General features: G+C 41.2%; 24 protein-coding genes and 1 tRNA gene. 6 read left to right on the forward strand and 19 right to left on the reverse strand.

The window, feature by feature from the left end:
* Positions 1–41: 41 nt before the first annotated feature.
* A complete protein-coding gene (locus MKY07_RS16280; RefSeq protein ID WP_014822790.1) occupies positions 42–632 on the reverse strand; it encodes a LemA family protein in 591 nt (196 codons plus the stop codon).
* Positions 633–729: 97 nt separating this feature from the next.
* On the opposite strand from MKY07_RS16280, the gene MKY07_RS16285 reads away from it, so the two are divergent.
* The 3 genes from MKY07_RS16285 to MKY07_RS16295 all read left to right on the forward strand — a co-directional run bounded on the left by MKY07_RS16285 (position 730) and on the right by MKY07_RS16295 (position 2,538).
* Positions 730–1,341 (forward strand): spore coat protein, encoded by a 612-nt coding sequence (locus MKY07_RS16285; protein WP_008406368.1) that lies wholly within the window; start codon positions 730–732, stop codon positions 1,339–1,341.
* Positions 1,342–1,487: 146 nt separating this feature from the next.
* A complete protein-coding gene (locus MKY07_RS16290; RefSeq protein ID WP_008406370.1) occupies positions 1,488–1,664 on the forward strand; it encodes a hypothetical protein in 177 nt (58 codons plus the stop codon).
* Between the two features lie 187 nt (positions 1,665–1,851).
* Positions 1,852–2,538, forward strand: a complete 687-nt coding sequence (locus tag MKY07_RS16295; protein ID WP_339263179.1) for an HAD family hydrolase — start codon at positions 1,852–1,854, stop codon at positions 2,536–2,538.
* A 277-nt stretch (positions 2,539–2,815) separates the two neighbouring features.
* Here the strand turns inward: MKY07_RS16295 and MKY07_RS16300 are convergent, their stop codons facing one another.
* The 9 genes from MKY07_RS16300 to MKY07_RS16340 all read right to left on the reverse strand — a co-directional run bounded on the left by MKY07_RS16300 (position 2,816) and on the right by MKY07_RS16340 (position 15,093).
* Positions 2,816–3,271 carry a hypothetical protein gene (locus MKY07_RS16300; RefSeq protein WP_008406374.1) on the reverse strand — a complete coding sequence of 152 codons (456 nt, stop codon included), beginning with the start codon at positions 3,269–3,271 and terminating at the stop codon, positions 2,816–2,818.
* A gap of 234 nt (positions 3,272–3,505) precedes the next feature.
* Positions 3,506–3,718, reverse strand: a complete 213-nt coding sequence (locus MKY07_RS16305) for a hypothetical protein (RefSeq protein WP_008406375.1) — start codon at positions 3,716–3,718, stop codon at positions 3,506–3,508.
* 20 nt (positions 3,719–3,738) lie between these two features.
* Positions 3,739–5,220 (reverse strand): NCS1 family transporter, encoded by a 1,482-nt coding sequence (locus MKY07_RS16310; RefSeq protein WP_065216741.1) that lies wholly within the window; start codon positions 5,218–5,220, stop codon positions 3,739–3,741.
* Between the two features lie 125 nt (positions 5,221–5,345).
* Positions 5,346–6,629, reverse strand: coding sequence for an NAD-dependent dihydropyrimidine dehydrogenase subunit PreA (preA, locus tag MKY07_RS16315; RefSeq protein WP_065216740.1), 1,284 nt, complete (start codon positions 6,627–6,629; stop codon positions 5,346–5,348).
* 11 nt (positions 6,630–6,640) lie between these two features.
* Positions 6,641–7,978, reverse strand: coding sequence for an NAD(P)-dependent oxidoreductase (locus MKY07_RS16320; protein WP_008406380.1), 1,338 nt, complete (start codon positions 7,976–7,978; stop codon positions 6,641–6,643).
* A gap of 267 nt (positions 7,979–8,245) precedes the next feature.
* Positions 8,246–9,643, reverse strand: a complete 1,398-nt coding sequence (gene hydA / locus MKY07_RS16325; protein WP_065216739.1) for a dihydropyrimidinase — start codon at positions 9,641–9,643, stop codon at positions 8,246–8,248.
* Positions 9,644–10,467: 824 nt separating this feature from the next.
* Positions 10,468–11,985 (reverse strand): CoA-acylating methylmalonate-semialdehyde dehydrogenase, encoded by a 1,518-nt coding sequence (locus MKY07_RS16330; RefSeq protein WP_339263180.1) that lies wholly within the window; start codon positions 11,983–11,985, stop codon positions 10,468–10,470.
* Positions 11,986–12,000: 15 nt separating this feature from the next.
* Positions 12,001–13,356, reverse strand: a complete 1,356-nt coding sequence (locus MKY07_RS16335; RefSeq protein WP_065216737.1) for an aspartate aminotransferase family protein — start codon at positions 13,354–13,356, stop codon at positions 12,001–12,003.
* A 198-nt stretch (positions 13,357–13,554) separates the two neighbouring features.
* Positions 13,555–15,093 carry a PucR family transcriptional regulator ligand-binding domain-containing protein gene (locus tag MKY07_RS16340; RefSeq protein WP_339263181.1) on the reverse strand — a complete coding sequence of 513 codons (1,539 nt, stop codon included), beginning with the start codon at positions 15,091–15,093 and terminating at the stop codon, positions 13,555–13,557.
* A 124-nt stretch (positions 15,094–15,217) separates the two neighbouring features.
* On the opposite strand from MKY07_RS16340, the gene MKY07_RS16345 reads away from it, so the two are divergent.
* A complete protein-coding gene (locus MKY07_RS16345) occupies positions 15,218–16,465 on the forward strand; it encodes a Zn-dependent hydrolase (protein WP_339263182.1) in 1,248 nt (415 codons plus the stop codon).
* Positions 16,466–16,553: 88 nt separating this feature from the next.
* A complete protein-coding gene (locus tag MKY07_RS16350) occupies positions 16,554–16,814 on the forward strand; it encodes a phospholipase A2 family protein (protein WP_306341334.1) in 261 nt (86 codons plus the stop codon).
* A 290-nt stretch (positions 16,815–17,104) separates the two neighbouring features.
* Here MKY07_RS16350 and MKY07_RS16355 read toward each other — a convergent pair whose 3' ends face one another.
* The 5 genes from MKY07_RS16355 to MKY07_RS16375 all read right to left on the reverse strand — a co-directional run bounded on the left by MKY07_RS16355 (position 17,105) and on the right by MKY07_RS16375 (position 21,295).
* Complete coding sequence (locus MKY07_RS16355; protein WP_339263183.1) at positions 17,105–17,899, reverse strand: basic amino acid ABC transporter substrate-binding protein; 795 nt, start codon at positions 17,897–17,899, stop codon at positions 17,105–17,107.
* A gap of 346 nt (positions 17,900–18,245) precedes the next feature.
* On the reverse strand, positions 18,246–18,968 hold the full coding sequence (locus MKY07_RS16360) for an amino acid ABC transporter ATP-binding protein (RefSeq protein WP_339263184.1): 723 nt from the start codon (positions 18,966–18,968) through the stop codon (positions 18,246–18,248).
* On the reverse strand, positions 18,969–19,670 hold the full coding sequence (locus MKY07_RS16365; protein ID WP_008406394.1) for an amino acid ABC transporter permease: 702 nt from the start codon (positions 19,668–19,670) through the stop codon (positions 18,969–18,971).
* A 30-nt stretch (positions 19,671–19,700) separates the two neighbouring features.
* Entirely contained in the window at positions 19,701–20,480 is a 780-nt protein-coding gene (locus MKY07_RS16370) for a basic amino acid ABC transporter substrate-binding protein (RefSeq protein WP_065216733.1), read from the reverse strand.
* A 743-nt stretch (positions 20,481–21,223) separates the two neighbouring features.
* Positions 21,224–21,295, reverse strand: a tRNA-Arg gene (locus tag MKY07_RS16375).
* Between the two features lie 187 nt (positions 21,296–21,482).
* Here MKY07_RS16375 and clpP point away from each other — a divergent pair.
* Positions 21,483–22,073 (forward strand): ATP-dependent Clp endopeptidase proteolytic subunit ClpP, encoded by a 591-nt coding sequence (gene clpP / locus MKY07_RS16380; protein WP_008406397.1) that lies wholly within the window; start codon positions 21,483–21,485, stop codon positions 22,071–22,073.
* Positions 22,074–22,174: 101 nt separating this feature from the next.
* On the opposite strand, the gene MKY07_RS16385 is transcribed toward clpP, so the two are convergent.
* The 4 genes from MKY07_RS16385 to rapZ all read right to left on the reverse strand — a co-directional run bounded on the left by MKY07_RS16385 (position 22,175) and on the right by rapZ (position 25,442).
* On the reverse strand, positions 22,175–22,432 hold the full coding sequence (locus MKY07_RS16385; RefSeq protein WP_008406398.1) for an HPr family phosphocarrier protein: 258 nt from the start codon (positions 22,430–22,432) through the stop codon (positions 22,175–22,177).
* A 154-nt stretch (positions 22,433–22,586) separates the two neighbouring features.
* On the reverse strand, positions 22,587–23,528 hold the full coding sequence (whiA, locus tag MKY07_RS16390; protein WP_008406400.1) for a DNA-binding protein WhiA: 942 nt from the start codon (positions 23,526–23,528) through the stop codon (positions 22,587–22,589).
* 50 nt (positions 23,529–23,578) lie between these two features.
* Entirely contained in the window at positions 23,579–24,556 is a 978-nt protein-coding gene (locus tag MKY07_RS16395; protein WP_339263185.1) for a YvcK family protein, read from the reverse strand.
* A gap of 4 nt (positions 24,557–24,560) precedes the next feature.
* Positions 24,561–25,442: an RNase adapter RapZ gene (gene rapZ / locus MKY07_RS16400; protein ID WP_008406403.1), complete on the reverse strand. Its 882-nt coding sequence runs from the start codon at positions 25,440–25,442 to the stop codon at positions 24,561–24,563.
* Positions 25,443–25,448: the final 6 nt, after the last annotated feature.

The raw sequence follows: 25,448 nt of genomic DNA on the forward strand, positions 1-25,448 counted from the left end.
AAGCTTCGGTCATGCCGAAAAGCTCCTCATGACTCCCATCTTTAATCGCCAAAATCGACAGCCGGTGCTTCTTCCACACCTTCTTTAATTTCGAAGTAGTCTTTTTGTTCAAAGCTGAACATACCCGCGATTAAGTTTCCTGGAAAGCGGCGAACATCATTATTAAACTGCTGAACCGTGTCATTATAATCTTTCCGCGCTACCGTTAGACGATTTTCCGTCCCTGCCAATTCATCCATTAACCTCGTAAATTGTACATCCGCTTTTAAATTCGGATAGTTTTCAACTACAACGAGTAAACGGGACAATGCAGAAGATAGCTCATTATTAGCATCCGCCGTTTCTTCTACTGTATTGGCATTCCCGTATTGTGTTCGGGCATCTGCAATCTGTGTGAAAATTTCTTCCTCATGTTCGGCATAGCCTTTAACCGTATTTACTAAGTTCGGCACTAAATCAAATCGACGCTGCAGCTGGTTTTCGACTTGCGCCCATGCTGCGTCCACCGTTTCTTCACCTGTTACCAGTTTATTGTATTTTGGCACGACAAGCATTGCCGCAATGACGATCAATGCAACAATTGCAATAAGGGCGACCAATACCGCACTGCCTCGTTCATTTTTTTTAAACATTTGCCCCATCCTCTCTTTTTTAAAATTAGCGTATAAAATTACGGTTCGTTTCCACAATAAGAGCGTACGAAATTTCTTACTATGGAGGTTTTTATTAATGTATACCCAATCATCTCAATCTCAAGACAATCAAATGCCCCTTTCAACAAATCATGGTGCCCATGAACTTCTGGATGTTCATGAAGTACTAAGCGCTATGATCGGCGGATTAAACCAATATGTTTTACTTCGCGACCAAGTTCAAGATAGCGAGCTTCTATCTATTATGGATCGCCAGTATGCGTTTATGCTTGATGAGTATAATATTACTGTGGAGGCCTTTAAAACAGGTCATGATCCAAAACATCCTACACGCACCTACAATATGAATATGGGCAACGATACTATTTACGGCTTAAAACCAGGTGAGCCGAAAAAGCCGATCACTTCGGCAAGTGAAATTAATGATGGCATTATTTCAGGTTTCTTGCTCAGCTGCCATAAAGCTGGGGCTACAGGAAAAACAGGTGCTGCTTTAGAAAGCACAAACCCGGTAGTACGTCGCGTGCTACAAGATTCAGTACCAAACTGCATTGAAATGGCCTATGAAATTTCATTGTACCAAAACAAAAAAGGCTATTATCAAGTGCCACAACTATCTCCACAGGACATGAGCGCAATGCTCAATATGTATGGCAAAGCAGATCAAGCGAAAAACATGCCTAACTAGTATGCCCAATAAACTATACGAACGAATCATTGTATAGTTTCAATTTTTAAATAATTCATCCAATATTTACAACAAATATTTCAGGTGGATATACAAACAATAAGAACGGTGCTCGTTTCACCTACTACGATGAAGGAGGGGCTTTTATGAAAAATATTCGTGAAGGTTTAATTCCGACTGTACTTGGATCAGCTGTCACTGCAACGGGGTACGCAATGAAACAAAAAATCGGTACGAACAAGATGCTTGCCAATACCATTTTCGGTTTCGGCCTTGCCCATATTGTATTAGGAGCAATTGACCTTGTAGAACATCGTAAGTAAGAGCAGGATATCCTGCTTAGAAAAAAGCTGGCTTAAAGAATCTTTACGGTTCTTTATGGCCGGCTTTTTTACTTTTTTCTCTCCCTTTATTGAATTCCGCAACATACGAAGATACTTTCATTCAATCGTGATATTATTTACATAAATTGTTTTGCGCGTAGAAATCTACCTAAGGGGGAACTGTAAAATGTTTAAAGCTGCATTATTTGATTTAGATGGAACGTTATTGAATCGTGATCAATCGGTTGAGCTTTTTATAAACGAGCAATATGAAAGATTGTATGAGTTACTTTCTCATATCCCAAAAGAGCAATATATTTCAAGGTTTATTGAATTAGACAATCATGGATATGTTTGGAAGGATAAAGTATACCAACAACTGATCGATGAATTTAAAATATCTTCAATAACTTGGAAAGAACTTCTCGAAGATTATATTGGAGAATTCAATCATCATTGTGTAGCATTTCCTCATATTCATGAAATGTTGGAGGAGCTAAAAAACAATAAAATCGCTTTAGGCATGATTACAAATGGATACGGTCAGTTCCAGATGGCTAACATGAAAGCTTTGGACATCGAGAAATATTTTGACGTAATATTAGTATCCGAGTGGGAAGGTATTAAGAAGCCTAATCCCCAAATCTTTATGAATGCATTAAAAAAATTAAACGTGGACCCTTCAGAAAGTGTATTTATTGGTGACCACCCTGAAAATGATGTGAAAGCTGCCCAAAACGTAGGAATGAAGGGAATTTGGAAAAAAGATAATCAATGGACTTGTGTAGAAGCAGATGCAATAATTGAAGATTATTTAGAACTTCCTTTGATGTTGAAGAAACTAGATTTTAGCATACATAGTCATACAAAATAACATCCCTTAACAAATGCTTGAAAACATACTAAAAAAAGCACAAACGCTGTTATATCAGTGTTTGTGCTAAATGTTATTAAATCTTATTAATTCACCTTTTATTTAATCCGCGCTAAGGCGGGATTTCCATCGAAATTTCCAAGAGAACTCGCTCTATACACCCCAGTATATTTTCTATAATCGCTCCTTTTCAAGTGATATATAGTAAAATAGAAATCACTGTTCGCCAGCACACCCCCTGAATGTTAAGCTAAAGGTCAACCCCCTTCAGCCCGATTTAATCCATGTTATAACCACACTCCTCGCAAAACTTTTTCGGTTCATCGTAGCATTCATTGCAGTTGGCGCAATTATATATATATGACGCCGTAATATCATCAATCGTTTGCTTTGCTTTATAGTCGGGCACTAATTCCTCCTCTTCGACACCCGCTAATTTACTAAGTTCATTTAATTCTTCAATATCTTTTTCCAGCTGCGCAATCGCGTTTTCTTTCGCCTCAATTTGTGCGAGCTGATAATTCACCATGCTGACCGAAAACAGGCTGTTGCGGTTCAAATTGACGATTTCCCCGATTTGCTGTTTCAGTATTTTGATTTCTTCTTCAATTCCATTGATTTGTTTTCGCAGTTTGGACCGGTCGACCGCAAAAGACGTTTTACTGCTAAGCGTTGTCACCTTCTTGTTGACTTTCTTCCTCCATTTCTGAAATGTGCCTTTCCCTTCACCCATAAAAACCCTCCACTTCAATCAGAAATTTTTCTGGATTCAACTGGTGCATCCACTTGTTCTTCTTCACAATATGTATTTCCATGTCGAAATATGCCTTTGTTATAAAATGAAATTTCAGTCAGTGTGGATTTTTGATCCCCCACGGAGTAGAAGGAACTCAAGCTAACTACCCGTTCCCCGTAAAATAATAAAAGGCGCATCCCGTAAAGAAATGCGCCCGCCTGATTCAAATTTTCAACTGCTTATTTGTTCCAATAATTTACTGGAGAAATATTTCCGCGTATCTGCCATTTTAATATGCAGTAAACGCTCTTCAAGGCTTACCGGATGGATAAACGTAACGAAAGCCCCTTCCAGATTTTCATCGATCGTTTTAATCATATAATTTTCAGCAAGCAGTTCATCAATTTGCTGAATTTCTTTTTCTACAAACTGAAATTCTGACATGATTGCACCTCGTTTACAATTTAATCTGTGGAAGCTGTTTGTTGAACACCAATCGGTTCTGGAACAGCGTCAATTTCCCAGCTGCGTCCTGCTGTAATACCTAAATATTCATCATCGCTCGGATTCACGATTTCAGCTTGCGGATACTTTTTGAACCACCAGTATTTCGCCAGCACATAATAGATTGCCGCCCCTACAAAGAAGCCGACGAGCGAAGAAAATGAAGGCCAAATATTCGCGATCAGACCGCCAAGCACCCAAGCAATAATACCCGCTACATTGACACCTTTTAAATAGCGATATTGCCCTTCCACCTCATAAAGGTCCTTTACATTTACTCGTCGCTTACGGAGCAAGTAATAGTCAGCAAATAAAATACCGACAATGGAAGAAAGGATTCCGCCGACAACGAGCAGAACGCTATTTAAAATATCGAACAAACTCCACGGCTGTACAATCGTGCCGACAATACCGGCAATGACTACACCAATCCAGAACGGTACTTTCGGTCCGCCGATATTCGAGAAAATCGTTGCGGCCGGAATAACGTTGGCGGACGTATTTGTCGACCACTGTGCAAGTACGATCATCGATAACAGCATCACTAGGACAATACCGCCCGCCGCTTGCTGTAGTGCGTTGATTGGATCACCTGAGCCAGTCGCCATATAACATACCGCACCAATGACGATCATCAGTGTATTGAAAATTGGCTGAACGACAAGGGAACCAAGTAACTGTGTTTTATTTCGTTTGAACCAGTTACGCTCATTTTTCGGTGCTTTGAAGTGACGGGAAAGCGTTGGCATATCCGCAGCAAGCGTTGCCCAGAAGCCCATAATTGCCGTAGCAACTACCATGAATGCCGTAAACTGTTCAAAACCAGTTTGTGGTGCTTCCACCCAAGACCATACCGCTTTTCCTTGCTCTTTCGCTTCAGCAGATAATTGCAAATACATCCAAATTGAAATAAAGATAATAATCGGTGCAGCGAAATCTGCGAAACGTTCAATCGATTTAATCCCTAGAGACACATTGAACAATTGCAATGTCGCAAATACAAGGAAGCAAATAAACCAGTTATCAAAGCCGAACATAACATTCAGAATGCCGTTAATCGCCAAAGCCCCGAAATACGTGTTAATCCCGAACCAGCACGACGCTGTAAACGCACGGGCAAATGACGGAAAGTGCGTACCGATCGTTCCGAATGGGGCACGCATATAAACAGGAAACGATAATCCGTGTTCAACACCGATATCCCCGATGACGACCATGAAAATCCCGATTAAAATCGAGCCAACCAGTGTCGCCAGGATGAGCATCGGCATACTTAAATTAACAATCCCTCCTGCACCAATCGCAAATGCGGCGAGTACGATGGCCATCCCTACCCAGATGACGCCAAAGCCCATCATACTAATACTGCGATTCTCATATGTGACAGGAAGTAAGTCTGGTGATTTTAAATAGTTACTACTTGTGCTTTTTCTGTCTGACATCGCTACACCTCTCTTTATTCAATTTTTGGTCCTACAGGAAATGGGTCAGTCAGCCGTTGTCGCAAGATGCGACGCTGTTAGGCTGACATCCATTCCTTTAAAAATCAGTGATATCCGCCAAAACCCTACCTCGCAATACTTGAACTGCTTGGAGCAAAACCTGCAATTAATGTCTGTCTTTCATTCCACGTCATCGGCGGCTGTGTAGGAATAAGTTCCTTCATCGTAATCGCACCTTCAGCCGGACAAACGATCGAACATAAATTACAGCCAACGCAGTCTTCCTCACGCACTTTCAGCATTGGACGGCCATCTTCTGTATACAGATCGATACATTGATGGGACGTATCTTCACAGGCAATATGGCATTTATTACAGTTAATGCAAACATCATTATTGATCTCTGCAACAACTTTATAATTTAAGTCCAAATCTCCCCAATCCGAATATTTCGGTACTGTTTTCCCAACAAGATCCATGACCGATGCTAAGCCTTTATCGTCTAAATAGTTGTTTAAACCATCAATCATATCTTCAACAATGCCAAAGCCATGATGCATTGCCGCTGTACAAACTTGCACACTCGTCGACCCCATTAAGATGAACTCAGCAGCGTCCTGCCAGTTCGAAATACCGCCGATTCCGGAAATCGGTAAATTGATATACGGACTTCTTGCACATTCACCAACCATGTTCAGAGCAATTGGCTTAACGGCCGGTCCGCAATAACCGCCGTGCGCCCCTTTATTGCCAACATGCGGAATCGTGTTCCAAGAGTTCAGATCAACACCAGCCAAACTATTGATCGTGTTGATCATACTAATCGCATCAGCACCGCCGCGCACTGCCGCTTCAGCCGTTACAGTAATATCCGTAATATTCGGTGTCAGTTTGACGATGACTGGTACTTCAGCATATTCTTTCGCCCAATAAGTCTGCTTTTCCACCAGTTCAGGCACTTGACCCGAAGCGGCTCCCATGCCACGTTCCGCCATACCATGTGGGCAGCCGAAGTTTAATTCGAAGCCATCTACCCCAACATCCTGTACTCTTTTCACAATTTCATGCCATTTTTCTGCTTTCGGCTCCACCATTAACGATGCGATGATCGTATGATTCGGGAACCGCTTTTTCGTTTCATAAATTTCCTGTAAGTTCACTTCGAGCGGTCGGTCAGTGATGAGCTCAATATTGTTGAAACCCGCCACCTTTTGCCCATTGAAACTGACAGCAGCAAAACGTGAAGAAACGTTTAAAATAGGATCCCCCAACGTTTTCCACACAGCGCCGCCCCACCCCGCTTCAAATGCACGCTGCACTTGATAGCCGGAGTTTGTCGGTGGTGCCGATGCCAACCAAAAAGGATTCGGTGACTTAATACCAGCAAAATCTATTCGTAAATCTGCCATTTCAATTCCCCCTATGCAATTTCTGAATTTGCGTTTAGTTCATAATGAATCGCGTAAGCCGAATCTTTGCCTTGCTGCGCCGCTGATACAACTGTCGCCTCACCGTATCCGTTGCCGTAAATCGCATCACCGCAAGCGTAAATTTTCGGGTTCGATGTCTTCAGGCTATTATGATCTACATCAATCACACCACGTGTATTTGCCAACCCTAAATGCTCAATCAGCTCATACTGTTTCGTTTGACCAATCGCCCGAATCACCGCATCCGCCTCAATGACAAATTCAGAACCAGGAATCTCCATTAATGTCCCTTTTCCATTTTCGATGTCCGTCAGTTTCATTTTGATGCATTCCATTCCGATCACTTTCCCATTATCATCGCCAATAATGCGCTTCGGTAATGTCAGCCATCTGAATTCAACACCGTCCTGTTTCGCAAAATCAAACTCAAAATCGTACGCCGTCATTTCGTTTGATGTACGACGGTAAACGATTTGTACTTGTTCAGCACCCAATCTTACAGAACATGTCGCTGCATCAATCGCCGTATTACCGGCACCGATAACTAGCACTTTTTTGCCTAGCACCCGATCTGTGAATGAAGATTTTGATTCCTTCACAAAATCAATTGCATCATACACGCCGTCCAAGTTTTCGCCCTCAACGCCAAGCATCGGTACTTTGCCCATACCAACCGCCACAATGATGCGGTCATAATTTGCAAGCAGTTCATCTACCAGTACATCTTCGCCGATTTTCGTGCTCGTTTTAATTTCAACGCCGAGGTTTTGTACTTGCTGCACTTCCCACTCCACAACATCCTGCGGTAAGCGGAATGAAACGATCCCGTAATAATTCAGGCCGCCTGCTTTTTCATCTGCTTCGTAAATCGTCACACCGTACCCAAGCAATGCCAGTTCACGAGCAGCAGATAACCCTGCCGGCCCGCTTCCGATAATCGCGACTTTCTTGCCGTTTGCCGGTTGTGGTGTAAACAGATTGACATTCGATTCGCGCAGCCAATCCGTTGCATAGCGCTGTAGATGACCAATTTGAATCGGTTTTTCCTCACTGTTCAACACGCAAGCCCCCTCACAAAGCTCAATCGTTGGACAAACACGTGCACAGCTTGCGCCTACGGGATTTGACTCCATAATGACACGAGCTGAACCTTTCATATTATTCGAAGCAATCTTCTTAATAAAGCTTGGAATATTAATGCTCGTTGGACATGCCTTCACACAAGGTGGATCGTAGCAATACAAACAACGATTCGCTTCAACAGTTGCCGCGTATGTTGTTAAGCCACCAAATATTTCTTCAAAGTTTTTCGCTAAACTATTGCTCATTTCATAACAACCCTCTCCAGTTTGATTTGTTATTACTTTTAGCTATATCTTCGTTAACCTTTACAGATGATTTGAACGCTTGTTTTATTAAATTCAGCCGATGCCCCAACCACCTGCTGAATGAAGATAAGCCCCGGCGGATATCACAGATTTTTTAATGGAATGGATGTCAGCCTTAAAACGTCGCATTGTGCAACAAAGGCTGACTGACCCACGTCCTGTGGGCCTAAAATCTGGACGCAATTACGCAAAAGCGAATTGATTGTGTTATGAAGTTACTTTAGTGGAACCCTTTACTTCACGACGGATATACTGGCCGCTTCCAAGCTGTCCGACGAATTTTTTATCTTGAATAACATATTCACCGCGCACAAGCACACTTGTCGGCTCACCCGTCACTTCAAGCCCTTCAAATGCGTTGTAGTCCACATTCATATGATGCGTTTCTGCTGAGATCGTACGTTTTACTGTTGGATCGAATAATACGATATCCGCATCCGAACCGACCGCGATCGTTCCTTTTTTAGGGAATAGCCCAAAAATTTTCGCAGACTGCGTCGAAATCATATCAACAAACTCATTTTCTGTAATGCGGCCTTTCGCAACACCTTCCGAATACAGTACAGAGAAACGGTCTTCGATAAACGGCCCGCCATTCGGGATTTTCGAGAAGTCATCTTTCCCTAATGTTTTCTTGCCGTTGAAGCTGAATGAACATTGGTCTGAACCAATCGTTTGAAGCTGCTTCGCTTTCAGTGCATTCCACAATACTTCCTGATGCTCTACCGGACGTAACGGTGGTGACCATACATATTTCGCGCCTTCAAAATTCGGCTTTTCCAATGCTGTCTGGTCAAGCACTAAATATGGCGGACAAGTTTCCCCTAACACGTTGTAGCCTTTATTACGTGCCGAAATGATTTCATCGACCGCTTCTTTACACGTTACATGCACAACATATAACTGCGCTCCCGCTAAGTTCGCCAGCTCAATCGCACGCTTCGTCGCTTCCCCTTCTACTTCAGGCGGACGAGTAAGCGCATGATAAATCGGCTCCGTCTGTCCATTCGCTTTCGCTTCTTCTACTAATTCATCGATAACCGATCCGTTTTCGCAATGGACCATAACCGTCGCGCCAAGCTTCTTCCCGACTTTAAACGCCTGGAATAACGTACGATCTGTCGCCTGGAACTCCTTCGCATAAGCAAGAAACACTTTGATCGAGCTGATACCGCCTCTTTCCAATGCTTCCGGTAATTCCTGCAGGCGCTGCTCATTCAAATCACCGATCATTAAGTGGAAGCCATAGTCAATTACGGCCTTATCTTGTGCCTTGCCATGCCACGTATCAATCGCATCCATCAATGTTGGCGAGCCCGCACTAATACAGAAATCGATAATCGTCGTTGTTCCACCGTATGCTGCAGCAATTGTTCCAGATTGCCAGTCATCATCAGTTACCGTATTGTTGAACGGCATATCAAGATGGGTATGAGGGTCAATACCACCCGGGAATAAAAGCTTTCCTGTTGCATCAATAATTTCCGCTTCCGCATCTTCTATTTTTGCTGCAATTTGAGTGATGATCCCGTCCTCAATCAGCACATCCCCTTTAAACGTATCCGCAGCAGTAACAATTGTTCCCCCAGTAATAATCTTTTTCATATGAACCCTCCTAGTTTTCTAGTAATTTCTATTGAAAAAATGAAAAACCAAAGCGCAGATTAATTTCGATTCTAGTACTATTAACTTTTGAGAATATTTACTAGTTTTTAAGCATATAATTTAATATATAGTATTATATGTAACAATTAGTAACATAATATCTAATTAACGGAAAAAATTAAAATAAATATTTTCTGTTAATAAAACCCTTGTAAATTCTTCATATACATAACTTTACTGAATATTTAGAATAAAATTAATATACAAAAGGTAATTTTTTCCGTAAATATTTTAGACAAAAGGTTAAAGGTTGTAAGGAAATATACTGTATTTATGTAAGTTTTTCTAACATAATTTATTGTTTTTGTCGGGTATCTAGTAGGAGGAAGCTTCGGTGAAGAGTTTTCTAATATGTTATGGGGTTGTTCTAATATATTTTTATTTGTTCTAATAAAGTTTGGATTTTCTAATATATCCTTCTCTTGTTCTAATATGTGACCGCCATGTTCTAATTTCTCCCCGCAATCTTCAAATAAACATTCTGTTTCTTCTAATATCCGCCGGCAATGTTCTAATAAAACTATAAACCCGTATATTCACCCGTCCAAATCAGTACTCGCAGACACCATTACCGCCCAATCTTCTAATAAACACCCCAACTTTTATAATAACCGGTCCACTTCTTCTAATAACCGCTCTCATTGTTCTAATAAAACTATAAACCCGCCTTCACCAAGCCCAAATCAGTATCCACCCACCCCATCATCCCAACAAAAAAACAACCTAACCCCATATCGGGAATTAGGCTGTTATTTGCATATATTTTAGTTGTTGCTAGGGAAAGCGAATGTCGATGCTGTCGTTTCTGTTGTGTCTGGCCAGCGTTCCGATACCGTTTTCGTTTTTGTAAAGAATCGGGCCTGATCCGGACCAAACATATGCCCTTCACCAAAGCGCGAACCTTTAAAGCCGGCAAAGTTATGATAGCCGACAGGGATTGGAATCGGCACATTGACGCCGACCATGCCTACATCAATCTCCGTTGTAAACTTGCGCGCTGCCGCCCCATCATTTGTGAAGATCGTAACCCCATTCGCCAGATCCTGACCATTAATGAAATCAATCGCTTCCGCAAGTGAACCCACGCGCACAACATTACGAGCCGGACCGAAAACTTCCTCATCGAAAATCTCCATCTCCTTCGTAATATGATCCAGTAATGTCGGACCAACGAAGAAGCCTTCCGCGTTTTTCACGATATCCAGTTCACGGCCGTCAACTACAACCGTCGCCCCTTGACGTTCCGCTAAATCGATTGCTTTCAAAATATTCTCTTTCGACTCTTTCGAAATGACCGGACCAAAATCCGTGCCTTCCTCTTTATAGCTGCCCACTTTTAAGTTGCTGATTTTCTCTTTTAAAATCGCCACAAGTCGATCAGCCGTTTCTTCGCCAACCGGCATAATTGTAGAAATCGCCATACAACGTTGGGAAGCCGCGCCATATGCAGCACCGATAAACGCGTTCGCCACTTGCTCTAAATCAGCGTCCGGCATAACAACCATATTATTTTTCCCGCCGCCTAATGCCGTAACGCGCTTACCGTATTTCGAACCCGTTTCGTAAATATATTTCGCAACAGGTGTCGAACCGACAAATGAAATCGCTTGAACAGTCGGATTTTCCAGCAGCTCATTAACCGCATCTTTACTGCCGTTTACCACTGTCCAGATCCCGTCCGGCAATCCTGCCTTTTTCCATAACTCACTGACAAACAGCGAAGTCATCGGCACCTTTTCGGATGCTTTTAAAATAACCGCGTTCCCTACAGCGACTGCCATCGATGTTTGAGCTAACGGCACCATGATTGGGAAATTGAATGGCGAGATAGCCGCTACAACACCTAAAGGGTACTTCGCAGAGTAGGCATTAATTTGACCACCTACATTTACCGAATATTCCCCTTTCACAAGATGAGGCGCACCGATTGCCAAGTCAACCGACTCCAGTGCACGTGTCACTTCACCGCGCGCGTCCTCCAACGTTTTCCCGCTCTCCGTACAAATAATATCCAATAGCTGATCCATATTTTCTGTCAGTAAAAATCGGAAACGCATCAATACCTCCGCACGCTTCGCAACAGACAGATCACGCCATGCCGGGAAAGCCGCTTTTGCTGCTGCAATGGCTTCACGTGTTTCTTCAGCTGTCGCAATCGGAACTTCGGCAATTACTTCGCCTGTCGTCGGGTTATATACTTTCGAATAGTTGTTGCTCTTCCCTTCGACCAATTCACCATTGATAAAATGTGTTAACTTTTTTACCGAAACTGCTTCTGTCATTATGAAGATCCCCCTTTATTTAATACTGTTTACTGCTTCAATCACTGTATTGGCAATCAGGTCCTTTTCTTCCACTGAAATTGAAAGCGGTGGTGACAGCGTTAATATATTGTTGAAGTTCGCGACCGTTACACCGTTTTTCCCGATAATGACGCCCTTTTTCTTACAGTAGCCAATCACTGCATTCACGCGCTCAACATCAAGCGGTGCCTTCGTTTCTTTATTTTCCACAAGCTCAATACCGATCAATAATCCTTTTCCTCGAATATCGCCTACGAATGGATGTTCATTTAAATTTTCTTGCAATGTGCGCTTAAGCGATTCGCCAAGGACGACGGATTGCTCAAATAAATTTTCGCGCTCCATAATTTCAATGTTTTTCAATGCGACAGCACATGCGACCGGTGAACCGCCAAATGTATTAATATGACGGAAAAACTCATAGTCCCCGTTCGCGACAAACTGCTCGTAAATTTCACGGCGGATTGCAGTTGCTGATAATGGCATGTAGGCACTTGTTAACCCTTTTGCCATCGTCACAATATCCGGCTTAATGCCATAGTTCTGGAAGCCGAACGCTGTACCTGTACGTCCGAAGCCACAGATTACTTCGTCAACGATTAACAGCGCACCATGTTTCTCGCACACCTCTTTTACGCCTTTCAAGTAATCTTCGTTCGGTACGATGACACCGCCACCTGTAATGATCGGTTCCATAATAACCGCGGCGATCGTTTCGGACATTTCCCAAGTCATTACTTGATCAATGTTTTTCACACTAGGCAATGTTGTAGCATCGCCGTTTTCCGCTTGTTCCGGATTCCGGTATTGATCAGGTGGTGCCACATGTAAAAAGCCAGGTGCAAGCGGCTCGTATTTATATTTGCGTTGCGCTTGGCCTGTTGCTGCTAAAGCGCCCATTGAACTCCCATGATAAGCACGGTAGCGGGAAATGATTTTATAACGGGTCGTATCACCTTTTTGCTGATGATATTGTCTTGCCACTTTAAATGCGACTTCATTTGCTTCCGATCCGCTGTTTGAATAGAAGACAACATATTCGTCCCCAAGCAGCTCACTGATCTTCTGGCTCAGTAAAATTGCCGGCGTGTGCCCATTCGTCAGCGGTGTATAAGAATTTTTAAGCATTTGCTCGTAAGCTGTGTCGGCAATTTCCTTACGACCATAACCAATATTCGTACACCAAAGCCCTGCCATTGCATCCAAATATTTATTGCCATCGATGTCTGTCAGCCAAGCCCCTTCCGCGCGTTCAACAATAAATGTTGCTTCCGGGTTATACGGCTTCATCGAGTGCCATACATGTTTTTCGTCATTTGCTTTCCAGTTATACTCTACATATTGGCTCATGCATTTCCCTCCTACATTCCTAAACTCTATTTCTATTTTCGCTTATTGGAAGATTAAGGGCATTATACATAGTGTCAAATGGATGTTTGCCTTGATTTCACATTTAGCACATGAGGATATCCTGATCAGGCAAGGGGGTTGATTTCCATTCCAATCAACGCATTTGATATTTAATTGCATCATCTTCAATCATGGCACCTACACCTTCACACCCTCATAATAGTTATGCTTCGTCATGAGCAGCATGATTTCCAGGCAGAGCCGGTTTTCGTACTTCATAAAGTCACTGCCGATGATCTGTTCCACTTTTTCCAGGCGGTGATAAAGAGTTTGACGGACGATAAACAGTTTTTCGGCAGTTTCCTTTTTTAGTCCATTACACTGAAAATAAACATCGAGTGTTTGAATTAAATTCGCGTTGTGCTTGCTGTCATACTGGCTGAGTTTTTCGATTTTTTCCATTGCCGCCTGCATAAGACTACTGTTGTTTTGCAGAACTTTCACCATATGGTACAACACCAGTTCATCGTAAAAATACGAAAGCTCTGTATGTTTCATCCGGATTTGTAGGGTTTCCTGCGCTGTTTGATAGCTTTCTTTCAATTCATTGTAATGCGTAACATATTTTCCAACAGCAACAAGCATGTCCTGTTTACTTTGATGGATCATCTCATTCATTACGCGGTTCATCCGCTCTTTATACGTAGCTCCCTGCGCCAAATCGTTAATGATAAAAATTAAATATTGGGACTGCTCGACAATAAATGTGTAAAACCCTTCTTTCTGCAGCGCCTGGCGAAGATTGATTTTATAATTCGTTAAATCCTTTATGGCATTCTTTCTTCTAAGCTGATGAATCATGACCATCCAGCCATTGTGCTTCAGTTTTTGATCGAACTCTTCGATAAAATAAAGCAATTCATCATCGCTGTTTTCACCTTCGAGCCATTTTTCAAAAAACTTCCGGTTTTCACTTTCCAATTTTTCTTCAATATATAAATCTCTTAAAATAAACTGAGACAGCGTAACTACAGTGCGGTCCAAAATAAGTAAATCCAATTCCGTCATTTCTCTTTTTTCGGAGTATATATAGACCGTCCCGTACAACTGATCAAATAAATTCACTTCAATCTTTGCTTTATGTTTACTACTTAAAAGATTGATATATTTTTTGCAATTTTCAATCTTTTTATCCGGGATTGCGAGACTTGTTCCTTTGTTCACATCAAAATAAATATCCACGTTTAAATACTTTTGCATATACTGCAAAATCTTCACTTTATCGTTCACTTTCAAAACATAGTTGTTGATCTTCTGGGAATAATCTTCGAGCTGCCTTAAAATATCGTACTGCTGATGAATGATCGCTGTATGCAAATCTTGCGTAATGCCGACAAACGGGACAATTTCCTGAAAAACGATGAGCGGAAAATCCAGTTGATCCGCCAGTTTAATGACACTTTCCGGAATCGTTTGAATGTACATACCTAACTCAATACACAGCCCGGCTACATTTAAATCATTAAGTTGCCTCACAAAATTCAGAAAGCCTTGTTCATTATCTTTTAAAATGACGCCCGTTGTCAGAATGAGCTCATTTCCTTTTATCAGCTGCTTCACATCGGTAACTTCCAATATATGAATCCATTTGATCGCATGGCTTAAGCCGGTTTGACCTGCGACGACCTTCGCCGATTCAAAGTATTTTCGATTTAGAACTTCTTTTACGGTTAACATAAGCAGCCCCCTATCATTAACAATTCGTCCATACAATTATTGTATCATTTTACATTAAGTATATATTAATTTGTTATATGCTAGTGCTAATGTTTATATATTATTGAATTTAAGGGGGAATTTTATGTTAAAAACAAACCGCGAACGACTTCAAAACACTATTGATTTATTTAGCCAATTTGGGGCAACAGAAAATAATGGTGTCACACGTTTAAGCCTATCTCCCGAAGATATTCTCGCCCGCAACAAGTTCAAGGAAATTTGTGAACAGCTTGGCATGACGGTAACGGTTGACGATATGGGCACTATGTACGCAACACTGCCATCCAACTCCGATAACTTGCCGATTGTCATCGGCTCACACTTAGATTCTGTCATAAAGGGAGGACGCTTTGATGGGGTACTCGGTGTTTTAACTGCCCTGGAAGCTGTTCAAACTATTATTGATGAAGAACTCGAACTAAATCACCCTATAACTATCGTAAACTTCACAAACGAAGAAGGGGCACGTTTTGAACCGTCCTTAATGGCTTCAGGTGTTCTTTCAGGGAAATTCGATAAGGAAAAGATGCTCGCTTCGACGGATCGAAAAGGGGTAACATTTGAACAAGCCTTGAAAGAAAGCGGCTATGAAGGCGATATCGCAAACCGTCTAACCGAAGCGCATGCCTATTTGGAGCTTCATATTGAGCAAGGTCCAGTTTTGGAGCATTATAAAAAAGAAATCGGAGTCGTAGAAGGCGTTCTTGGCATGGTTTGCTATGACATTACATTAACCGGTGAATCGAACCATGCGGGCACTACCCCTATTTCCATGCGTAAAGACAGTATGTTTGCCGCGATGCAGATCATTTCCATCCTGCAAAATAAATTAAAACAACTTCCTGAAGATCTTGTTTATACAATCGGACGTATCAATGCCTACCCGAATATTCATACGGTCATCCCGAGTAATGTAACTTTCTCGTTGGAGTCCCGCCACCAAGACCCTACAGTCATCCAGCAAGTGGAACAAATTATTTTTGACCTTCCTAAAGAAATCGAAAACTGCGAACTGAGCTACCAAAAACTATGGAGCCGGGATACGGTCTATTTCGCACCGGAAGTTGTCCATGCTGTAGCAGCAAGTACAGATGAACTGGGCTATTCACGCCATCATATGTTCAGCGGTGCCGGCCACGATGCTCAATTTATCGCAGGATATATTCCTTCTACAATGATTTTTGTTCCAAGTGCGAAAGGCTATAGTCACCGGGAAGATGAATATACTTCCTACGAAGAATGTTCAAAGGGTGCCGATGTCCTTGTTAATGCAATATTGAAGGTAGCCGAATCTTCGGTTTCACCCGTTAAGTCTGCTAGTGTAAAGTAAAGGTTTTTATGATGAAATCAATAGGTTTGCCCTCCTCTTCTTATTAGGTGAACATACTATATGGTATCTAGTAGAAGGAGGTGGGATCATGAGACGTCCTGCAATGGGGTTCTGCTTCCCTGGTTACCGTTACTGTGGACCTGGTTGCAGCGGACCTGGTGCACCAACGAATGCAGTCGATAATTGCTGTCTGCACCACGATGCTTGTTATGCAAGTGGCTACGATAAAAGATATTGTGACGCAATTTTTCAACAATGTTTAAATCAATACAAAAACCCCTCAACGAAAATGGGGAGGGACGCAAATTTATTTTCCAGAGCGATACGGTTAAAGAATTTTCTAATATAGTCCTTATAAACTTGAACAAAACGAAACACCTCAATTTTCTCTGGGAGAAAATTGAGGTGTTTCTGCTTACCCTAGAATTGATTTCCGTTCCGGGGACGCTTTCCAGGGGCGTGGCGTGAGACCAACACGATGTTGGTCACAATAGCGTTGCCACAGGACGTGGCGCTCTAAGCTTTTGTTCCTAAGTCTCAGGCGTCACGCTATTTCCCTAGGAGTCGCCCCTGCACTCCAATCAATTCATAAAGTTTAAGTTTCAAAATACCGGGTTTATCATATTTTTCACTTATAAATTAATCGATCTTCTGCCCTGTAATTTCTTCTAACTTACCGTTTTCTTTAATCTTCGCTAGGCCTTCATTTAAACGGTTCAGTAACTCAGTGTTCCCCTTTTTCACCATGAAGCCGTAATATTCTTTTTCAAACTGATCCGATTCAATCGCTTTTAGTCCTGAATCCGGATTGTTCTTTAAGTACTCGATAACAACCGCATTATCGCCAAACGCCGCTGCTGTTGCACCATTGATTACTTCCTGGAATGCTATCGGCTGGTTTTCATACGCTAAAATTTTTGAACTTGATTTTCCTTGCAGGTTTTGTGCTGCAATATGCCCTGTTGTATTAATTTGAACAGATACTTTTTGATCTTTCAATTCATCCAATGTTTTGATTGGTGAATCTTCTTTCACAACAATCATTAATGATGCTTCATAATATGGATCTGTGAAATCATACGTCTCTTTACGCTCATCTGTAATGGTAATGCCTGATGCACCTAAGTCCAGTTCACCGTTCGTAATTTGCTGGAATACCGGCTCCCAACCGACATTTCGGAATTCTACTTCTGAACCGATTTCTTCTCCGATAGCCTTCATAATATCTACATCGATTCCAACAATTTCACCTTTGTCATTCATTGATTCAAATGGGGCAAATGTTGCTTCCGTTCCTACTAACAGCTTTTTACCGCCACCTTCTCCGGATGTTGCGCTTCCTGATGTTTCATCATCCGCTGTACCGCATGCGGCTAAAATGATTGTTAATGCCATTAGCAGCATCGTTATGAAAAACTTCTTTGTTTTGAACATTATAAAACCCCCTCTATTTTTGTTAAGATTATACATTTTTTAGTAGTGCCACACAATATGTAATTCTAAATATTCTGATAGTTTAGGTTATAAAGATCCCTAAACAATTTATGCTACTAAAATCTCCACTACTCATATAGTGTTGATTTCCATTTCGGGTCGGACGCTTTCCGCGGGCACGGCTCGAGCCTGTAGTCTCTCGCTCGTGCTGTTCCCGCAGGAGTCGCCTCCCCTACATTCCAATCAACGCGTTTTAAATATATGTGCATTCTTCTCAATTTAGTAAGACGCAATATAAAAAACTACCTTCTACTACGCATCATAATAGAAGATAGTTTACCTACATTTATAATACTTTTCCTAAAAAGGCTTTTGTACGTTCGTTTTGCGGGTTGCCGAATACTTCATCCGGGTGGCCCTGCTCTACGATATAGCCGCCATCCATAAACAGGACACGGTCACCTACTTCACGTGCGAAGCCCATTTCATGTGTTACGACAACCATTGTCATGCCTTCTTTAGCAAGGTTTTTCATTACTTCCAAAACCTCTTTTACCATTTCGGGGTCAAGGGCTGACGTTGGTTCATCAAACAGCATTACTTTCGGCTTCATCGCTAATGCGCGGGCAATCGCGACACGCTGCTGCTGACCGCCTGATAATTGCTGCGGATAGTTATCTGCTTTTTCACGCAAACCGACCTTATCCAATAGCTCGAGTGCCAATTTTTCGGCATCGGCTTTGTTCAGTTGGCGAATTTGCATTGGCGCCATTGTAATATTATTGATGACCGACATATGCGGGAATAGGTTGAACTGTTGGAACACCATCCCCACTTCTGTACGGATATCGTTAATGTTTGTTTTCGGATCATTGATTTTGACACCTTGAATATAAATCGCACCATCCGTTACTTCCTCCAGCAAATTCATGCAGCGAAGAAACGTTGATTTCCCAGAACCAGATGGCCCGATGACACAAACTACTTCCTTTTCATGTACTTCATAATCGATTCCTTTTAACACTTCGAGCTTGCCAAAATGCTTGTGTAAGTTTTCTACTTTAATCATTTACGCGCGCTCCTTTTTCTTACGTGGGTTGTAATTAATATCAACTCGTTTTTCGATAAATGCAATAAGCTTCGTTACAGCATACGTCAATACAAGGTATAGGAACGCTGCGAATAAATAAGGCTCCCAGAAACGCTGATACGTTCCGGCTACTACTTTACTTACATATAAAATCTCGGCCCCGGCGATTACCGTTACAAGTGAAGAATCCTTTAACAATGCGATAAATTCATTCCCTAATGGCGGAATCATACGACGGAACGCCTGCGGTAAAATAACTTTGCGCATCGCCTGGCCCTGTGTTAACCCTAATGATCTTGCAGCTTCCATTTGCCCTTTGTCAATCGACTGGATCCCTGCACGGAAAATTTCTGCATTGTATGCGGCACTGTTTAAAATCAGACCGACAATACCCGATACCCACCAACCTTGCGATGTTCCAAAAATAGTTGGAATAACAGCTAAGTGAATTAATAATAATTGTACGAGCATTGGCGTACCACGGAATACGTCGACATAAATTTTAGCCGGCCAGTAAATCCATTTTTTTGTTGAAACTTGGCCTAATCCTAAAACTAGACCGAATATGATACCACCAATATAACCACATGCTGTTAAAACAATAGTCGCCCAAAGTCCTTTTGCATATAGTTCACGGTAGTTCCAGATTATATCCCAACGGAAAAAATCAAAAAAATCCATCTGAAACCCTCCAATAAATTAAAATAAAGCTTATTCGATTTCCGTACCTGTAATTTCAGCTAACTTGCCATTGTCTTTAATTTTTTGAAGTCCTTCATTTAAAATGTCCAATAGCTCTTTATTGCCCTTTTTCACCATAAAGCCGAAGTAGTCTTTCTCAAATGAAGTATCCTCTACCGCTCTTAAGCCTGAATCAGGATTGTTTTCAAGGTAATCTAAAATTACTGCATTATCACCGATTGCGGCATCAGCAGCACCTGTCAGCACTTCTGTTAACGCAACAGAGAAGTTTTCATATGCTAAAATTTTTGAGCTTGCAACGCCTTGCAATTCCTGTGCTGCGATGTGGCCTGTTGTATTAATCTGTACTGCAATTTTTTTGTCTTTAATATCTTCCAGCGATGCAACTGTCGATCCTTCTTTTGTCACGATCAGTAAAGTCGCTTCATAGTAAGGATCTGTAAAGTCATATGATTCTTTACGCTCATCTGTAATTGTAATAGCCGCTGCGCCCATATCCACTTCACCAGTTGTTACTTGGCTCATCATTGAGTCCCAGCCTACATTTTTCACTTCTGTTTCAATGCCCATCTCTTCGCCGATCGCTGCTAAAATCTCTGAATCTAAGCCGACAACATTTCCTTTATCATCTAAGTATTCAAATGGTGCATATGTAGCTTCCGTACCTGCAACAATTTTCTTATATTCTTTATCCCCTGTAGATGTCGATTCGTCCGCTCCACATGCTGTTAAAATCATTGAAGCTGCAGCTAAAGGTGCTGCCCATTTAAATAGTTTTCTAGTACTCATTATGAATATCCTCCTGGATGTAGTAGTTTTTTTGTTAATAACATGTTCAATTATATTAATTCCGCAATTAATATACAACATTTAATTTTTAAAAAATTGATTATTATTGCAGTATGATGAATTATTATAACAAAATTAACGGTATATTTGCATATATTTTAATATTTATTCACTCTATTACTATTTCATTATTGTATTTCCCTCTTCAAAAGGACTCTAATTCCATTACATATATTCCCTGTTATTTAAAATATATGTCAATTAGATAGGTAATTTTTATTCAAAACAAAAAAGACTGCACAAGAGGAACTCCCTCTGATGCAGCCTTGAATTATTATTTTTAGGTAGAGAACGAATGAAGGATAAAAAGAACCGGTACAGTGATTCTTTTTATCCTAATAAAACTTCATTCTCTATTGCAAAAAAACCTCAGATGATTTTTTGCAATTGATATTGAAACGTATATTAAAACAGTAAAATGGTGCCCCCTAAAGGACATGATAATATAGTCTATCTAACTAGTTTTGTGAAAACACAACATTTAATAATGTACTAATTTTTCACATATAATTCAAGTATAAATTGTGATTTTTAATAAAGAATTTTATTTTTTATAGGAAGAGCGTTTAAATTAGAATGGTTTAGGAAATTTATAGTGTAGCGCCAAAAATAAACTGTAGAAAAATGGAAGAGAAAGATTATTTTAACTCTATATAGATCAGTAATAATCTTTAAAAAGAAAGCGCCCTCGGAGGGAATCGAACCCCCAGCCTCAGAACCGGAATCTGAAGTGTTATCCATTACACCACGAGGACATATAAATAATAATATGTGCAACTTTTTTCATTATACAGATGGAACACCTTATTTTCAACTGTAAAAATCAGAGTTTATATTTGACCATAACTGACTAATACGTGTATGATAGGTTTACAGCTGAAATATTTGTCATTTTCAGCAAAAGTAATCGAATATAAGCTTTAACAAAGGGAGGATTTTTCAATGAACTTAATTCCTACAGTTATTGAACAAACAAACCGCGGCGAGCGTGCATATGACATTTATTCACGTTTACTTAAAGACCGCATCATTTTATTAGGTAGTGGGATTGACGACAATGTTGCGAACTCAATCGTAGCACAGCTATTATTTTTAGAAGCTGAAGATCCAGATAAAGATATCTACCTATATATCAACTCACCAGGTGGCTCTATCACTTCAGGTATGGCGATCTACGATACGATGAACTTCATCAAACCTGATGTATCAACAATCTGTATCGGTATGGCTGCATCAATGGGTGCATTCCTGCTTTCTGCTGGTGCAAAAGGCAAACGTGTTTCTTTACCAAACGCAGAAGTAATGATTCACCAACCACTTGGCGGTGCACAAGGTCAAGCAACAGAAATCGAAATCGCTGCAAAACGTATTTTACACTTACGTGAAAAACTAAACCGCATCATGGCTGAAAACAGTGGCCAAGATTACGAAACGTTAGCACGCGACACAGATCGTGACAACTTCATGTCTGCAGAGCAAGCATTGGAATACGGTCTTATCGATAAAATTTATGAGCGTAACCAATTAAAATAATCGATCCATTCGAGCATACAAGATTCATCTTGTATGCTTTTTTGTATTTTAAAAAATAAGGCACAGCCGTTCATATAAACTGAACTGGCTGTGCTTTTGTCTTAATCCGCTTTTTCAATAAGTAGTTGTAATGCGTTGATTGCTTTTTCTTCGTCATGGCCGTCTGCCCATAATGTGACAACCGTGCCTTTTGCAACGGCAAGGCTCATAATGCCCATGATCGACTTCGCATTCACTTTTTTCGTATCCTTTTGTAAATAGACGTCTGCTTTATAACGATTCGCCTCTTGGACGAACAAAGCCGCCTGTCTTGCTTGTAAGCCCGATTTTAACTTTACTTCTACTTGTTTTTCAATCATCTTGAAATACTCCCTTTCACAACCGTTCATCGCTTCTATGTTTATCTTAACGAAATTGTCCGAAAAGAACAACAATTGGAAACATCTTTTATGAAATCGTTACCAATTTTTTCTATTACGCCATGACGTATGTGCTCCATAAGCGCAAGTGGATTTAAATATTCTCTCCACGACGGAGCGCATCCGCGATTTCATCGATTTTGCGCAGACGATGATTGACACCTGATTTACTGACAACGCCAGTTGAAACCATTTCACCGAGCTCTTTTAATGTCACGTCCTGATATTCTACACGAAGACGTGCAATTTCCCTCAGTTTTTCCGGCAGCTGATCAAGCCCTACCGCATTATCGATATAGCGGATATTTTCCACTTGCCTCAATGCAGCGCCAATTGTTTTATTTAAGTTGGCCGTTTCACAGTTTACGATACGGTTTACACTGTTCCGCATATCCCTAATAATCCGAACATCTTCAAACTTCAGCATCGCCTGAACAGCACCGACTAAATTCATAAAATCCGAAATCTTCTCAGCTTCTTTTAAATACGTGACAAAGCCTTTTTTCCGTTCAATTGTTTTCGCATTTAGATCATAGCGGTTCATGAGCTCTGCCAACGCTTCCCCGTGCTCCTTATATAAAGAATAAATCTCCAAATGGTAGGAAGAGGTTTCCGGATTGTTAACCGATCCTCCTGCCAAAAAGGCTCCACGTAAATAGGCACGGCGTTCATTTTCTTTCGGTATGATTGATTTGGCGATTGTATGATTAAACTCAAATGAATTTGAGACAATTTCTAAATCCGCAAGAATTTCCCGCGCACCTTCCCGTACACGGCATATATACACATTGTTCTTTTTAAGACGCATCTTCTTTCGAACAAGCAACTCTACATTATATGGATAAAGCTTTTTTACAATTGTATAAAGCCGACGTGCGATTGCCGCATTTTCTGTCTGTACGTCTAAGCTTAATTGGCGATTCGCAAAACTTAACGAACCGTTCATCCGTATAAGAGCAGAAACTTCTGCCTTTAAACTACTATCACCTGCTTCTACTTGCGTCAGTTCTTTCTTTGTTTCAGATGCAAATGACATGGATTCGCTCCCCCTTTCCTAGCAACCTATGTAGTGTTTGTTTCATACTACTATTCTTGCATCGTTTGTCTTTTCTTTACTGTATATTCAAAAAGCCATTCAGCGAGATTTACCGCATCATGACGTACTGTTCCATTTTCAATAAGCGCAATCTCTTTTGGAATGATATTAATGCCCATTTCTTGCAATCTTTCAATATCAAACTTAACAGGCTCAGCATTTTCCTCCCGATAATTTTCGTAAATCGAAGGAGGTAGCTCCTTTTCATTGATCAGTACCGATTCGATAAATGCTTCTCCCACATGCTCATGGATTGCTTCTATATGCTGTGAGGCAGTAAAGCTTCTCGTTTCGCCTTGCTGTGTCATTAAATTGGCAATATAGATTTTTTCGCCTTTCGCACGAATAACCGCCTGCCCAATTCCTTTAACCAATAAATTCGGAATAATGCTCGTATAAAGGCTGCCAGGTCCAATCAAAATAAAATCTGCTCGTTCAATCGCATGAACTGCAGCAGGTAATGGTTTGAGGTTACTAGGCTCCAAGTATACCCGTTTAATCGGTGCATGGCCTGATGGAATTTTCGACTCGCCGATAATGTCCGACCCATCCGCTAATTCGGCATGTAATGTAACCTTTTTATTGGCTGCCGGGATAACCTTTCCGTGCACATTGAGTACTTTGCTCATCTCAGCAATCGCATGGTTAAAATCACCTGTAATTTCCGTTAAAGCGGTCAACATCAAATTCCCGAGCGAATGTCCGCCTAAATCATTTGATTGGGAAAAGCGATATTGAAACATCTGCTCCACTAACGGCTCTACATCAGAAAGCGCGGCAATTACATTTCGCACATCTCCGGGCGGCGGGATATCATAGTCATCCCGCAAACGTCCGGAAGAGCCACCGTCATCTGCAACCGTAACGATGGCCGTAATATCAAAAGGATGCTGCTTTAAACCGCGTAATATTGTAGAAAGGCCTGTCCCCCCGCCAATTACGACGATTCTTGTTCTCTTTTTTTTCATCTCATCAATCCTTCCTATGATTGATATCTCTATGTGTAACGATGACTTGATCATTTTTTGCCAATAGCTTCCCGAAGTATTCAGCAAGTGTAACGGAGCGATGTTGCCCGCCCGTACAGCCGAAAGCGATGACAAGCTGTGATTTGCCTTCATTACGGTAATGAGGAATCATGAATGTGAACAAGTCAGTCAGTTTGGCAATTAGCTGTTGTGTTTCTTCTGTTGCTAGTACGTAAGAGGATACTTCTGTTTGTAGCCCTGTTTTATGTCGCAATTCTTCAACATAGTAAGGATTTTTCAAAAAGCGAACATCGAATACTAAATCTGCATCAATCGGCAGCCCATGCTTAAATCCAAATGACATAATGTTTAACGAAAACGTAGGACTGCTCATATTGCTGAATTCCTGGGCGATACGTTCACGTAATTCCCGTGGTTTTAACTGGGAAGTATTGACGATCGATTTGGCACGCCCTTTTACTTCAGAGAGCAGTTCGCGCTCCATTTGAATCCCTTCCAGCGGTAATCCCTGAGGTGCAAGCGGATGTGATCGGCGTGATTCTTTATAGCGCCGAACTAATGTGGCATCATCGGATTCCAAAAATAAAATACGGAGTAAAATATCTTCTTCGTCCAGTAGTGCGTCGAGCGATTCGATCAATGAGCCAAAAAATTCTCTCCCACGTAAATCCATAACAACTGCCATACGTGAAATCTTTTTTTCGGAATCCTTCATTAGCGCTAAAAAAGTAGTTAAAAGCTCCGGAGGTAAGTTATCTACACAGTAATAACCTAAATCCTCAAAACTTTGAACTGCAACCGTTTTGCCCGCCCCTGACATTCCTGTAATAATCACTAACTCATGTGTATAGCTCGAACTAGCCACTTATTT

This window comes from Solibacillus sp. FSL W7-1472 (genome assembly GCF_037969775.1).
GTDB classification, from domain to species: Bacteria; Bacillota; Bacilli; order Bacillales_A; family Planococcaceae; genus Solibacillus; species Solibacillus silvestris.